At 59.7% G+C, this 12,518-nt stretch carries 10 protein-coding genes; 9 read left to right on the forward strand and 1 reads right to left on the reverse strand.

The annotated features are described in order from the left end of the window. Nucleotides 1-111 precede the first annotated feature (111 nt). The 7 genes from NKI17_RS19970 (at nucleotide 112) to NKI17_RS20000 (ending at nucleotide 8,560) form a co-directional block, all read left to right on the forward strand. Nucleotides 112-297 carry a hypothetical protein gene (locus tag NKI17_RS19970; RefSeq protein WP_352906671.1) on the forward strand — a complete coding sequence of 62 codons (186 nt, stop codon included), beginning with the start codon at nucleotides 112-114 and terminating at the stop codon, nucleotides 295-297. Between the two features lie 547 nt (nucleotides 298-844). Continuing rightward, complete coding sequence (locus tag NKI17_RS19975) at nucleotides 845-2,149, forward strand: epoxide hydrolase family protein (RefSeq protein WP_352906672.1); 1,305 nt, start codon at nucleotides 845-847, stop codon at nucleotides 2,147-2,149. A gap of 109 nt (nucleotides 2,150-2,258) precedes the next feature. Next, the gene (locus NKI17_RS19980) at nucleotides 2,259-3,539 is read left to right on the forward strand and encodes an epoxide hydrolase family protein (RefSeq protein WP_502894556.1); all 1,281 of its coding nucleotides are present in this window, start codon (nucleotides 2,259-2,261) and stop codon (nucleotides 3,537-3,539) included. 36 nt (nucleotides 3,540-3,575) lie between these two features. Beyond that, complete coding sequence (locus tag NKI17_RS19985) at nucleotides 3,576-3,983, forward strand: cupin domain-containing protein (protein ID WP_352906675.1); 408 nt, start codon at nucleotides 3,576-3,578, stop codon at nucleotides 3,981-3,983. 1,084 nt (nucleotides 3,984-5,067) lie between these two features. After that, the gene (locus NKI17_RS19990) at nucleotides 5,068-6,633 is read left to right on the forward strand and encodes an MFS transporter (RefSeq protein WP_352906676.1); all 1,566 of its coding nucleotides are present in this window, start codon (nucleotides 5,068-5,070) and stop codon (nucleotides 6,631-6,633) included. Next, nucleotides 6,630-7,679 carry an HlyD family secretion protein gene (locus NKI17_RS19995; protein ID WP_352906678.1) on the forward strand — a complete coding sequence of 350 codons (1,050 nt, stop codon included), beginning with the start codon at nucleotides 6,630-6,632 and terminating at the stop codon, nucleotides 7,677-7,679. The genes NKI17_RS19990 and NKI17_RS19995 overlap by 4 nt, the downstream gene beginning before the upstream one ends. 497 nt (nucleotides 7,680-8,176) lie before the next feature. Further along, a complete protein-coding gene (locus tag NKI17_RS20000) occupies nucleotides 8,177-8,560 on the forward strand; it encodes a VOC family protein (protein ID WP_352787490.1) in 384 nt (127 codons plus the stop codon). A 251-nt stretch (nucleotides 8,561-8,811) separates the two neighbouring features. Here the strand turns inward: NKI17_RS20000 and NKI17_RS20005 are convergent, their stop codons facing one another. Next, entirely contained in the window at nucleotides 8,812-9,090 is a 279-nt protein-coding gene (locus tag NKI17_RS20005; RefSeq protein ID WP_352906680.1) for a hypothetical protein, read from the reverse strand. Nucleotides 9,091-9,564: 474 nt separating this feature from the next. On the opposite strand from NKI17_RS20005, the gene NKI17_RS20010 reads away from it, so the two are divergent. Both NKI17_RS20010 and NKI17_RS20015 read left to right on the forward strand, forming a co-directional pair. Beyond that, on the forward strand, nucleotides 9,565-10,785 hold the full coding sequence (locus NKI17_RS20010; protein ID WP_352906682.1) for a redoxin family protein: 1,221 nt from the start codon (nucleotides 9,565-9,567) through the stop codon (nucleotides 10,783-10,785). Nucleotides 10,786-11,255: 470 nt separating this feature from the next. After that, nucleotides 11,256-12,293 carry an NAD(P)H-dependent flavin oxidoreductase gene (locus NKI17_RS20015; RefSeq protein ID WP_352906684.1) on the forward strand — a complete coding sequence of 346 codons (1,038 nt, stop codon included), beginning with the start codon at nucleotides 11,256-11,258 and terminating at the stop codon, nucleotides 12,291-12,293. The last annotated feature ends 225 nt before the right edge of the window (nucleotides 12,294-12,518 follow it).

The raw sequence follows: 12,518 nt of genomic DNA on the forward strand, positions 1-12,518 counted from the left end.
GATTGTTCCTATCGGCCGCCCGCTGCAGCCCTTCCAAACAAGGTTGAGATGCATGGAGATCAAAGCACCCAACCCCTCCGGCGGCGTTTTCGAGGCATCCGCAGCGACGGTATGTGGCCGATCTTCTTTCTGCTTGTGGCAGGCGGGCTTGTTCTCGGCTTCCGTCTCCTAGCAGAAGAAGTCATTGAGGGCGACACAACGGGTTTTGATCGGGCGGTACTGATAGCGTTCCGCAGCGCCGGCGACCCCACCAATCCATCGGCCCGCCGTGGCTGGAAGAAATGGGACGGGATGTGACCTCTCACGGCAGCTTCGCGTTCCTGGCCTTCGTGTCGGTAGCTGTAGTGGGGTACCTGCTTATCACACGGAAGCGATGCTACGCCGCGCTGATGGCGACGCGTGCCTGAGCCAGCGAAGTAAACAGCGTCTCGTTGAGCAGTTCATCGCGCAGTCGCGCCCAGTAATAGGGTGTCGCTTAAGTGCTAAGCGACACTGTGGAGGCGCATTCCGGTCGGCACATCGAGCCGCTGCCTCTACAGTCCGGGAGGGCCAAAGACGGGCCGCCCGGGAAGGGTAGGCCTTGCGGGGATCAGAGCGACAGGGAGCTTAAACACCAAGCCCAAATGTTCCTTTCCGAAACTCGCTCTTCCGCGTCCAGCGATTCCCGCGACGGGCGCTGATCTGCCTCGGCAGATCGCTTTTGCCTGTGCTGGAAGCAGGTTTTCCTTACATCCAATGGCTCATACAAAGGTATCGCCGACACCATCGTGCAATAGATTTGCCTCGTCTAACAGTCGATGTGTAACTCGCATCCAAACGGATCAATTAGGCCGAGGAGCATATCATGTCAGCATTACCGATCTCGCCCACACGGCGCGAATTACTTGCCGCCACAGCCGCTGTGGGCGCTCTCAGCCTGCTCCCGGGAACGCTGCGGGCGGCGGGTGCTAGCGATTCCATCCGCCCATTCACTGTCGACATCCCGCAGGAGGAGATCACCAAGCTTCGCCAGCGCATCACCGCGACGCGGTGGCCTGATCGCGAAACGGTTGCCGATTCATCGCAAGGGGTCCAGCTCGCTACTATTCAGAAGCTCGCGCGCTATTGGGCGACAGATTACAACTGGCGCAACGGTGAGGCCAAGCTCAACGCCTACCCGCAATTCATAACCGAGATCGACGGGCTGGACATCCATTTCATGCACGTCCGTTCGAAACATGAAAACGCCTTGCCGCTGATCGTCACGCACGGATGGCCCGGCTCGGTCTTCGAGCAACTGAAGATCATCGATCCCCTGACAAATCCCACGGCACATGGCGCGAGCGCATCGGATGCTTTCGACGTAGTGATCCCATCGATGCCGGGATACGGGTTTTCAGGCAAGCCGACCACGACCGGCTGGGGCCCCGAGCGCATGGGCCGGGCCTGGGCAGAACTGATGAAGCGCCTCGGCTACACCCGCTATGTCGCCCAAGGCGGCGACTGGGGCGCGTTTGTCGTCGACCAGATGGGCTTGCAGGCGCCTGCGGGATTGCTCGGCATCCACACCAACATGCCTGCCACCGTTCCAGACGAGATTGACAAGGCGGCTCAGGCCGGCGGCCCGCCGCCGTCTAGTCTTTCGACCGACGAAAAGCGCGCGTACGAGCAGCTGGTCGCCACATTCAAGCAGGTCGCCTATGCACGGATGATGGCGTCGCGCCCGCAAACTTTGTATAGCATTGCGGATTCACCCGTGGGCCTAGCGGCCTGGCTTCTTGACCACAATGATGCTGATGGCCAGCCGGCTGCAGCGATCGCCTCGGCTCTGGATCGGACCACGAGCGCGACCGGCGAACTGACCCGGGACGAGATCCTCGATAACATCACGCTCTATTGGGTGACAAATACGGGCGTCTCTGCGTCGCGACTCTATTGGGAGTACAAGGGTGGCTTTTTCAACGCCAAGGGCGTTTCCATCCCAGTGGCCGTAACCGTCTTTCCTGGCGAGCAATACCAAGCCCCAAGGAGTTGGACTGAACGGGCGTATTCCAAGCTGATCTATTACAACAAGGTCGACAAAGGGGGCCACTTCGCGGCCTGGGAGCAGCCGCTGCTCTTTTCCGCCGAGCTTAGAGCAGGGTTCCGGCCGCTGCGCCAAGAGATCTGAAGCGAGCGGGCTGCTTGCCGCCCCGCTCTCCTCCCGAGGCGCGGACCGGGTCGTTTGAGCCCGGTCCGCCCATAAACAAACGCGCTACGACCGACACACCGAGGATGTCATGTCAGCAATATCACTAACGCCCGCACGGCGCGAACTGATCGCCGCGACGGCTGCCACAGGAGCCATCGGGCTGCTTGCCGGAGCATTGCGAGCGGCGGGCGCTGGCGATTCCATCCGCCCATTCACCATCAAAATCCCGCAGAATGAAATCGCCGAGCTTCGTCAGCGCATCGCCGCGACGCGGTGGCCGGACCAAGAAACGGTCAATGACCGGTCGCAGGGCATACAGCTTGCAAGACTGCAGGAGATCGTCCGCTACTGGGGAACCGAATACGACTGGCGCAAGGGAGAGGCCAAGCTGAATGCTCTTCCGCAGTTTATGACCGAGATCGACGGGCTCGACATCCACTTCATTCACGTTCGGTCGAAGCATCCCGAGGCCCTGCCGCTAATCATGACGCATGGCTGGCCTGGCTCCGTTTTCGAGCTGCTCAAGACCGTCGGCCCGCTCACTGATCCTTTGGCTCATGGCGGAAGCCCAGAGGATGCTTTCGACCTGGTTCTGCCCTCAATGCCGGGCTACGGCTTATCCGGCAAGCCAAATGGCACGGGCTGGGCGCCCGACCGCATCGCTCGCGCCTGGGCCGAACTCATGAAGCGTCTAGGCTACGAGCGCTACGTCGCCCAGGGCGGCGACTGGGGCGCTCCCGTTTCGAGCGCGATGGCTCGCCAGGCGCCGAGGGGATTGCTCGGAATCCACATCAACTTGCCGGCGACGATACCGCCCGAAGTAGCCGCGGTGCTCGCCGCCGGCGGGCCTGCACCGGCGGGCCTCGTCGAGAAGGAACGCGCAGCGTTCAGCTCGCTCGATACGTTCTACAAAAAGTACAGGGCCTACGCGGCGTTGATGGGCACGCGACCGCAAACGATCGGCTACGCGTTGACGGATTCTCCAGCCGGGCTTGCGGCCTGGATGTACGACTATAACAACGGTGAGCCCGAGCGCTGGCTTAACAAAGACGAGATGCTGGACGACGTCACGTTATACTGGCTCACGAACAGCGCGACGTCATCAGCCCGGCTTTACTGGGAGACCATGGGCCAGAGCGTCCTTCTCGCGGCGGCGCAGAGGACCGCCGAGATCTCACTCCCCGTGGCGATCACGGTATTTCCGGAGGAGGTCTATGCAGCGCCCGAGACATGGGCCCGGCGCGCCTATCGCAACCTGATCTACTTCAACGAGGTGAGCAAGGGCGGACACTTCGCTGCCTGGGAAGAGCCAAAGCTCTTCTCAGCCGAACTGCGCACCGCTTTCAGATCACTTCGGCCGGCACACTGATCGCCAGCTCAAAGCGAGGCCAAAAGGAAGGTCCACATGGAAAGGGCTCGAATGATGGTGGCAGCCGTGCTGATCGTCGGGACCGGTTTGACACTGGCCGTCGCGCAGCCCGAGGAGGCCCGACTGGGTGGAGTCCAGCGCATCGACCTCCTGCGAAACGATCTCAGCATCCCCGGACGAGAAGTTATCCAAGTGCTCGTCCAGTTTGCCCCCGGAGTGGTAGCCCCTAGGCATTCGCATCCCGGCGAAGAAATCGTCTATGTCGTCGAAGGTTCGCTGGAGTATGCGCTCGAGAGCAAGCCGCCGGTGACGCTCGAAGCCGGCGACGTGCTGTTTATCCCCAAAGGAACGACCCATGCGGTCAAGAACGTCGGCAGCGGCAACGCGGCCGAACTCGCCACTTATATCGTCGAAAAGAACAAGCCACTCGTGGTGATCAAGTGAACGCGATGCTGTGGCTCGACGCCGATCAGCAGGCGCAAGCACTGCAACATTGCTGAGGACACAGGAGGCTTCAAATGAATATAAGAAGTTCTTCGCAGCTGTGGCACTTCTTTGCGGTATTGTCGCTGTCACGCTCGTCGGCTCTATTGCACGATGGTGTCGCCAATACCTTTGGATAAGTCTGGTTCGGCGAGCAGGCGATGCCGTTGATGAAGATAGATACCAGTCGCAATGCGACAGCATGGGCCTGGGCACATCGACGCTCGCATGCGCAAAGATCGCGTGACCGCGATGTGGAACGCGACATGGCTGACTTACAGTTGCGCTCTCCACGTTCGGGCTAAACGGTTGTACACGAATCTCTTGATTGCTGATCCGCTTTCGCAGGCTATTAGCCAACGCTGGGCCAACTCGCTCACTACATCATCTAGATCGCGAAAATGAACGGGGTTGCACTACCTGATGCCGCCCTTAGCGACGCAGACTGATGCCAAAGTATTGGCGACACCATCGTACAATAGATTTGCCTCCACATTTGCATGAATCTGTACACGGCATCGACCATGCAGACGTGCTCAGGAAAGAAATCGCGTCATGAAACTCTTATTGTCATCACGCAGCCTCTATCAGTGTATCGCAATTTCGTCGCGCCTCTTTACCGCCCCGAGGTTCACCCCTGCGCGGCCCCGGACCAGCCAACGCGCGCCGCATGGTCACGGTCAACGCGAGGCGAGCAATGCCGAGACCCAGGGGGCCGATCAGGACAGAATCGCGGTCATCACCATGTGGACGCAGGGCAATCGATCTGTCGGTCGCAAACGGCCTTCTCGGCCAGGCGCACGGGTCGGCCTCAGGGGCTGCCGGGCCGCGCTGGCTCACCGCCGGAGCAAGGATCTTCATCTGACCCAAGGCTGGCGCCGCGCGGTTGCGTTTAGCGGATGCTTGGGCCGAAGCACAGACGCGGTTTGAAGACGTCTCGGGGGACACCGCGCGTCTGATCCCCGGACTGGAGACCATTGCGACGGGTGGTGTCCGACTGATCGTCTTTGGCCCAAATACCTTGGATTGAGGAGTTGCCGCAGTTATGACGCCGAACGCGCTAACGCCAAGCAAGGTTCTGTTTCTTGCCACCGGCCTGGCAGGATCGCTGCTCATTGGCGTGTCAGCGCAATTGCCCTCGGCCAATGTCGCCGACATCCAGGGAGGCCTCTTTTCCACGCCAGACGAGACATCCTGGATCCTCACGGTTTACACCATGGCCAGTTTCGCCGGCATCGTCACCTCCGGCCCATTCATCAGGTTCCTCAGCATCGGCCGCTATCTCACGGTGAGCGCCACGACCTTCATGATAACCGCGTTGGCCTGTGCCACAGCCCCCGATATTCGGGTGACGATCGCGCTGCGGACACTCCAAGGTTTCGTGGCCGGCGGGTTCGGTCCGGCCGCCTTCGTCGTCGTGTTTATGGTCACGGGCGGGCCGCGGCTTCCGTTCGGCGTGACCCTGCTCGCCTTCGTGCTTCTGTTCCCCGGCTCGATGGGACCAGTCATAGCGGGGTTCGCCGAAGACAGCCTTGGCTGGCAAATGCTGTTCCTGATCCAGGCCGGTTTCGGCGCGGCGTTAGCCCTCGCGGCCTGGGCCTGGGTGCCGCGTCAGGATGACCCTGATTGGTCGGCCCTCAAGACAGATTGGATCGCCGTGATCCTGCTGTCGCTCGCGCTCGCGACGATGATGCTTGTCCTAAGTCAAGGCACGCGGCGTTTCTGGTTCGAGAACGAAATAATCCTCTGGAGCACCGCGGTTTCCCTCGCCGCGTGGGCCGGATTCCTGTTCCTGGTGCGGTTTTCGCCCGTACCGATCATATCGCCCCGGCTTATTGCGTCGCGCAAATTGGGCATCCCGATCGCACTCAATCTGGTGTTTCGCGTCGGCCTCGTAGTGACCGCCTACCTCGTTCCGCAGTTCCTCGCAGTGGTGCAAGGCTATCGACCGGTGGAACTCGCTGAATTGTTTTTGTGGGCTGCAATCCCACAGCTTCTCGCACTGCCGCTGGTCTGGTGGCTCATGCATCGTCTCGACATGCGAGTAGTCATGGCGCTCGGCCTGGCGCTCTGCGCCATCGGTACGGCGTTCGTGGTTGGTGGCACGGCTCTCGTTGCCGCCGAGCAGTTGCGAGCGACATTTGTCATCTTCGCGATAGGCCAATTGCTGTTCCTGGCACCAGCCTTGGTCGTCGGCGCGACTTCTCTGAAACCTGCTGACCTTCCAACAGCCTCGCTTGCTTTCAACATAGCGACGCTCGGAGGCACGACCCTCGGAGTCGGCCTGGTGTCCCATTTTGTAACCGAGCGCGAAAAGTTTCACTCCAACGTCATCACAGAGAACGTATCGCTCTACAACGCGCTCAATGCTGATCGCCTGGCGACGCTCGCGGGAGCGTTTGCAAACCGGCTGGTCGACGACAACAGCACGACGGCCCGAGCGGCCGCCCTCTTAGCCTCGATTGCACGGCGCGAGGCGTGGGTCCTGGCGTTCAATGACGGCTTCCTCCTGGTTGTTAGCGTGTTGCTGATCGGCGCGATGGGAATTATCGCGATCGGCCGGTCGCCACCTTTGCGGCCAGTGAAGATCGCTATAGGAGAAGCACCATGAAGCTATTAAGTGCTGGGCTGGGCAGTCTTCTCGTCGCTGGGATAGTGTTCGTCGTGGCCTCGACCTCGATGGCCCCGGGACGATGGTTCACTAGGCTGCATTCGACATCGACCGACAACGCTTACGTGCGTGGCGATGTCACGCCGATTAGCCCCAGGATCAGCGGCTACATCACGCAAGTCGCCGTACGGGACAATCAAGCTGTGAAAGCCGGGGACGTCCTATTCCGAATAGATGACAGCGACTATCGCGCCCGAGTCGACCAAGCTGCCGCAATGATTGCCACGCGCCGCTCGGTGCTTGCCAATCTGACCAGCCGGGTCGACTTGCAGCACGCTGTCATTGAACAGATGATCGCCGCTTTGCAGGGCGCAGAAGCCGACGCCAACCAGGCCGCGCGCAATTTCGCGCGAACTCGAGAACTGAACAAAGGTGGTTGGGCTTCGCAGTCGATAAGCGACCAGGCGGAAGCGGACGATCTCCGGGCCCGCGCCAAGATCGCCGAAGCGCAGGCAAACCTAGCCGCCGCTCGGCAGCAGATGAACGTGGTCGAGACCCAGCGCCCGCAGCTCGAAGCCGACATCGCCGCAGCGGCTGCAGATCTCACGCTGGCAGAAATCGAACTCGCAAGTACGGTCGTGCAGTCACCGGCCGACGGCTGGGTCGGCGAACGCCAGGCCAGGGTCGGACAGTATGTCCGTGCCGGTACTCTGCTCGTCGCGGTCGTGCCTCGGAACGTCTGGGTCGTAGCCAATTTCAAGGAGACGCAGATTGCAGCGTTGAGGATAGGAGACAGTATAGAAATCTCAATCGATGGCATCCCCCAGCGGAAATTCACGGGTCGCGTCGAGAGCCTCTCGCCGGCCAGCGGAGCACAGTTCGCGCTTTTGCCACCTGACAACGCGACCGGCAATTTCACCCACATAGTCCAACGAATTCCGGTCAAGATCATCTTCGACCTGGGGCAGCCAGACCTTGATGTTCTGCGGCCCGGCATGTCAGCTCTGGTAGCTCTGACTTCTGCCAGCCATCCCAGTCACATCTGACCAGCCACATCTGAGCAATGCTCGAACGGGCGCCCCATGCGACATCAACGGCTGAACGCGAGCGCGAATTTCTGCTCATCACCCCTGCGGCAGTACCAGCTGTATGCCGACCAAGACACTAGTCGCCAAGGCCTATGCCGCACCTGGGGCAGCGGGCCGAGTTTGGCATTGCCGTTGAGAAGCCGCAACATCGACATGGAACCGGGTGGATGAGCGCCGGCTAAAGGCGCCACGCATTTTTCATCAATGTAGGCTCCGCGCGACTGCCAACATCCCTGGTACACTGCGCCTCCGAAGAGCTCGTCGATTGGCGGTCAGGCGTCGGCCCAAAACGCACGATCTCGGCCTCGACCGAGGGGAGATGCCGAGGCTATGCTACCGAATGCTTTCAGGGGAGAAACGTCGAAGGGACCCGGAGGAGCCTTGAACGCCACGCGAAATTCGGAGCAGTATTTCAGGCTCGTTTCGATGGCTCGCAAAATTCCGGTTTACCGCGCATGCTTCTCTACATCACTCTTGGTACCAGTGACCTTGATCGAGCTCGTGTCTTTTATGACGCTGCGCTCGGCGCGCTCAGCTATACCTGCCGTCGGGCCGACGAGGTCGAGATAGGCTATGCGGCAGAGGGGGATAGCCGCAGTCGCCTGTGGGTTACGACCCCGTTCAACAAGAAGGCCGCCACTGTAGGCAACGGCTCCATGGTGGCTCTCGATGCGCCGAGCCGCGCTTCCGTCGATGCCTTCTATGCTGCCGCATTAGCCTCAGGTGGTACCGACGACGGCAAGCCGGGACTGCGGCCCCACCACGCAAATTTCTATGCGTGCTACGTCCGCGATCCGGATGGAAACAAGCTTTCCGCCGTCTGCGAAAGAACGGAATAGACAGGATGACAGCGCCATTGGTGGTGACGTGCTCTGTTCGGAAGATTGACCCATGGGATGCTTGCGACTCGCGGTCGAGGGGGCTTGGATGGGCGGCGAGACCGCTCGGCCAGGACCCTCCTACGGGGCCTGGAAAGGCTGCACTACGGCGCCACCGTCTCAGTCACCCATACCCGGCCGAAGCCGGTTGGCTTTGATGGCGAGCACTTGGCCCGCTACCATTCGCGTGACTGACCGGCTTGTTGAACCAGCTATTTCATTCCCGCGAGGGCGTTCACGTTGGCACAGAACTCGGCATAAGGCTTGCTCTGCGCCGCGTCGTTGCACTCCTTCATAGTCATCGCCCGAGTGTTCTGCGGCATCGCCATGAACGTCGCCTTGAATTCAGGCATCGGCTTGAGCGTCTTCATGCTGGCATCAACGTAGAACGGCCGGATGTTGTCGACGACGTCGAGTGCGCCGGCAAACACTACGCCGCCGAAGACGGAAAGAGCACACGTTGTACCGAGACAGATAATTTTGATGTTCATGGCGAAGTCCTTCTCCTGAGTTATGCAATCGCCCTGTCGGCGACCTCAGTGATGGTCTCCAATGAGTTATGTTATCCGGAGTTTCTCCCGAAGATTGTTATCGGGCCGAAGACGGACACGAATCTATTGCACGATGGTATCGTCGATACTTTCGCATCGGTCGGTGCGACAAGAGGCCCGACGAGATTGTCCAGGCATTGTGCACCTTATGGAATGCGTGGAAGTAACTCACAGGCCTGTTCCTTACTTCTACTGCACCCTATTCGCATGCCAGCGACATGCATGGGCCTGTTGCCGTGTGGCGCGCTATTGCCAACTCCACCTGCAGACCGACACCAAAGCATCATGGACTTCGCACCTAATGTAGCGCATTTTTTCTTCGAGGGTCAGAGCCTCTTACTGCCAAAGAGGACTTACCAGAGCCAGAGAAAGCTACTTTAGCCGGCATCCTCTAACCTCCGAATGGGTCAACCGATGACACGTTTTGTGCTTACCCGTCTACCCGGCGTTTGCACCGCCATAAAGTGGTCGGGGTGGTTGGGGAATGGCGGCCGTCGTATCCTTGGCGTTGTTGTAGTGGCGGGCGCGGCGATCATCTGGCTCGGACTCGACACTGGCCTTTTGACTCGCTGGTCTATAGCGGGCACAGCCGGTCTTGAACAAGATCTCATCGGCACCTCGCGGCACGAACCCGCTTGGGCCTTGAGTACTGTAGCACACGCGGCCCCTACTTTGTCAGGACCGTTGGTTTCGCTGCTGGGAGCGCGGCAGTGGCTAAATTCGCAACCACTTCGCCCTGAAGATTTACGAGGCAGGGTCGTTCTGGTGAATTTCTGGACTTATACCTGCATAAACAGCTTGAGGGCGCTCCCGTATCTCCGGGCTTGGGCGGAGAAATACAAGGATCGCGGACTTGTGGTCATCGGAGTGCACACGCCCGAATTCGCCTTTGAGAAACACTTCGTCAACGTGGGCAAGCAATTGGGATTGCTCGGCGTCGACTATCCTGTTGTTATCGACAACGACTACGGAATATGGCGGGCGTTCGGCAATCGAGCATGGCCGGCATTCCATTTCGTCGGCGCCGACGGCAGGGTGCGGCACCACGTATTCGGTGAACGCGATTACGACCAATCTGAACGCCTGATCCAAAAACTGCTGTCCGAAGCCACTGGCGAAGAGATAGCAGGTGATTTGGTAGCCGTCGCCGGCGAAGGTCCTCAGGCCGCAGCCGATAAACAGAATCTGCGCTCGCCTGAAAGTTATGTCGGCTATGCCCTAGGCCGAACGTTCGTATCTCCTGGTGGCGTTAACGAAGATGCTCCCACTCTTTATCAGGCGGTACAAGCGCTGTCCCTCAATCGTTGGAGCCTAGCAGGCATTTGGACTATTGGTAGCGAGTTCGCAACCTTGAACGATCCATCTGGTAGCATTTCGTACCGGTTTCATTCCCGCGATCTTCATCTAGTGTTGGCTCCTGCCGTCCAAGGTCAAGGCATTCGCTTTCGTGTCAAGATCGATGGAGCACCGCCCGGGGTCGATCATGGTTTTGACACTGACCCCGAAGGCTGGGGAAACGTGCAGGACGGGCGCATGTATCAGCTTGTCCGGCAAAGAGGATCAGTCGAAGATCGAACCTTCCAGATTGAGTTCTTCGACGCCGGTGTACGAGCCTATGCCTTTACGTTCGGATAATTACCAAAACAGGTTTGGGACGACGCGCCTGCACGAGCGTCTGTTGGCGATCGGCCGTCGCGCCACTCGGGTGATGTGCGGCGCCACCGCCGCTCCAGCTATACAAAACATATTGGCGACACCATCGTCCGATAGTTTTGCGTCTGCTGATAGATGATCTTTGCCTCCGCATCTGAACAGATTGCGCGGATAAAGTGCGAAGCACCGCTCTTTGCGACCAGCATCGAGCGGACTCTCGACAGGAACTGGCATCGATCGTCACCTCTGCTGGCGCAATATTGACCGATGCAGGGAGTGCGATCTGACGCATCCTGTGGCGCACCACTCCAGCAGTACAACAGCATGCGCCGCCAACGGTACGCGGCTTCGGAAGTACGCACCTGTGCAAAGAGGTTCTCCGCTAACTAACCGCGTGATCACCGCGGCATCGGCCAACCACTACCCGCATCCAATTTATGCTCGGAGTTGTCATGGAAGACTGCCTCGCCCGCATTTTCACTCACCCGGTGATCCAGGCACCGATGGTGGGTGTTTCCACGCCACAGCTTGCGGCCGCCGTATCCAACGCCGGGGGTGTGGGATCGCTCGGTATTGGAGCGAGTTCTGTCGCCGCGGCGCAGCACATGATAGAGGAGACCCGCGGCCTCACCTCGGCCGCTTTCAACGTCAACGTCTTTTGCCATCCTCCGGCGCAGCGGGATCAGGTACTAGAAACTGCATGGATAGAATATCTTACCCCGCTGTTTCACGAATTTGACGTTTCGCCTCCGGCCGACGTCAAGGAGATCTACAAGAGCTTTGTCGAGGATGACGAAGCATTGCGGATGCTCCTCGCTATGAGACCCGCGATTGTAAGCTTTCATTTCGGCCTGCCTCCTCAGGAACACATTAACGCGCTGCGCGATGCCGGAATCATTACCTTGGCGACAGCGACGAATCTCAGTGAAGTGCGTCTGATCGAGGATGCGGGGATCGATGCCATTGTCGCCCAAGGAATAGAAGCTGGTGGGCACCGGGGTCAGTTCGATCTGTCCGAACATGACCTAGGGCTGAGCATGTCCGTTCTGATGCGTCTGCTCGTTCGGAATACGCGGCTCCCGGTGATTGCCGCCGGAGGCATTATGGACACACGAGGCGTAAAGGCCGCACTTACATTGGGCGCTGCTGCCGTTCAGATGGGGACGGCCTTCATTTTGTGCCCCGAGTCTGGCGCGGACTCGGCATATCGTGCTGCCCTCAAAAGCGAACGCGCCGCAGACACACGCCTGACGTCCGCGATTTCCGGGCGGCCTGCTCGCGGACTGGCTAATCGCTTTATGGAGATTGGCTCGATTGGCCCGCGCGTTCCGAGCTACCCAGTGGCCTACGACATTGGAAAGACGCTGTACGCCGTCTCCAAGGCGCAAGGCAGCGATGCATTTGGTGCCTACTGGGCCGGACAAGGAGCAGCGCTCGCCCGTGAGGTGCCTGCCGCTGTATTGGTGGCCAGTATCTTAAGCGGAATTTAGCTGGAAACGATGTGTGTCACCGTGCAGCTGTGGATCTGCCGGCTCTGTGAAAATGCCGATCTTTCCGGAGACGGGTGGAGCGTATTTGTCGATGAAGTTGCAGAAATTTGAAGATCGGCATGGCGAGAACGCACGAAACGTGGGTGAAGCTGACCGTCATCGAGCGAAGGGGGCGCCGGCGCATCTCGTCGGCAGCGCCAAGTGCCGCTTCTCCTCACGCGGCTC

This window comes from Mesorhizobium sp. M0816, assembly GCF_040320005.1.
GTDB lineage: Bacteria > Pseudomonadota > Alphaproteobacteria > Rhizobiales > Rhizobiaceae > Mesorhizobium.

What these genes read in the sequence shown, in the direction of transcription:
- NKI17_RS20005 (WP_352906680.1), bottom strand. Translation starts at nt 9,090, where the DNA reads ATGAACATCAAAATTATCTGTCTCGGTACAACGTGTGCTCTTTCCGTC.
- NKI17_RS19995 (WP_352906678.1), top strand. Translation starts at nt 6,630, where the DNA reads ATGAAGCTATTAAGTGCTGGGCTGGGCAGTCTTCTCGTCGCTGGGATA.
- NKI17_RS19985 (WP_352906675.1), top strand. Translation starts at nt 3,576, where the DNA reads ATGGAAAGGGCTCGAATGATGGTGGCAGCCGTGCTGATCGTCGGGACC.
- NKI17_RS20010 (WP_352906682.1), top strand. Translation starts at nt 9,565, where the DNA reads ATGACACGTTTTGTGCTTACCCGTCTACCCGGCGTTTGCACCGCCATA.
- NKI17_RS20000 (WP_352787490.1), top strand. Translation starts at nt 8,177, where the DNA reads ATGCTTCTCTACATCACTCTTGGTACCAGTGACCTTGATCGAGCTCGT.
- NKI17_RS19980 (WP_502894556.1), top strand. Translation starts at nt 2,259, where the DNA reads ATGTCAGCAATATCACTAACGCCCGCACGGCGCGAACTGATCGCCGCG.
- NKI17_RS20015 (WP_352906684.1), top strand. Translation starts at nt 11,256, where the DNA reads ATGGAAGACTGCCTCGCCCGCATTTTCACTCACCCGGTGATCCAGGCA.
- NKI17_RS19975 (WP_352906672.1), top strand. Translation starts at nt 845, where the DNA reads ATGTCAGCATTACCGATCTCGCCCACACGGCGCGAATTACTTGCCGCC.
- NKI17_RS19970 (WP_352906671.1), top strand. Translation starts at nt 112, where the DNA reads ATGTGGCCGATCTTCTTTCTGCTTGTGGCAGGCGGGCTTGTTCTCGGC.
- NKI17_RS19990 (WP_352906676.1), top strand. Translation starts at nt 5,068, where the DNA reads ATGACGCCGAACGCGCTAACGCCAAGCAAGGTTCTGTTTCTTGCCACC.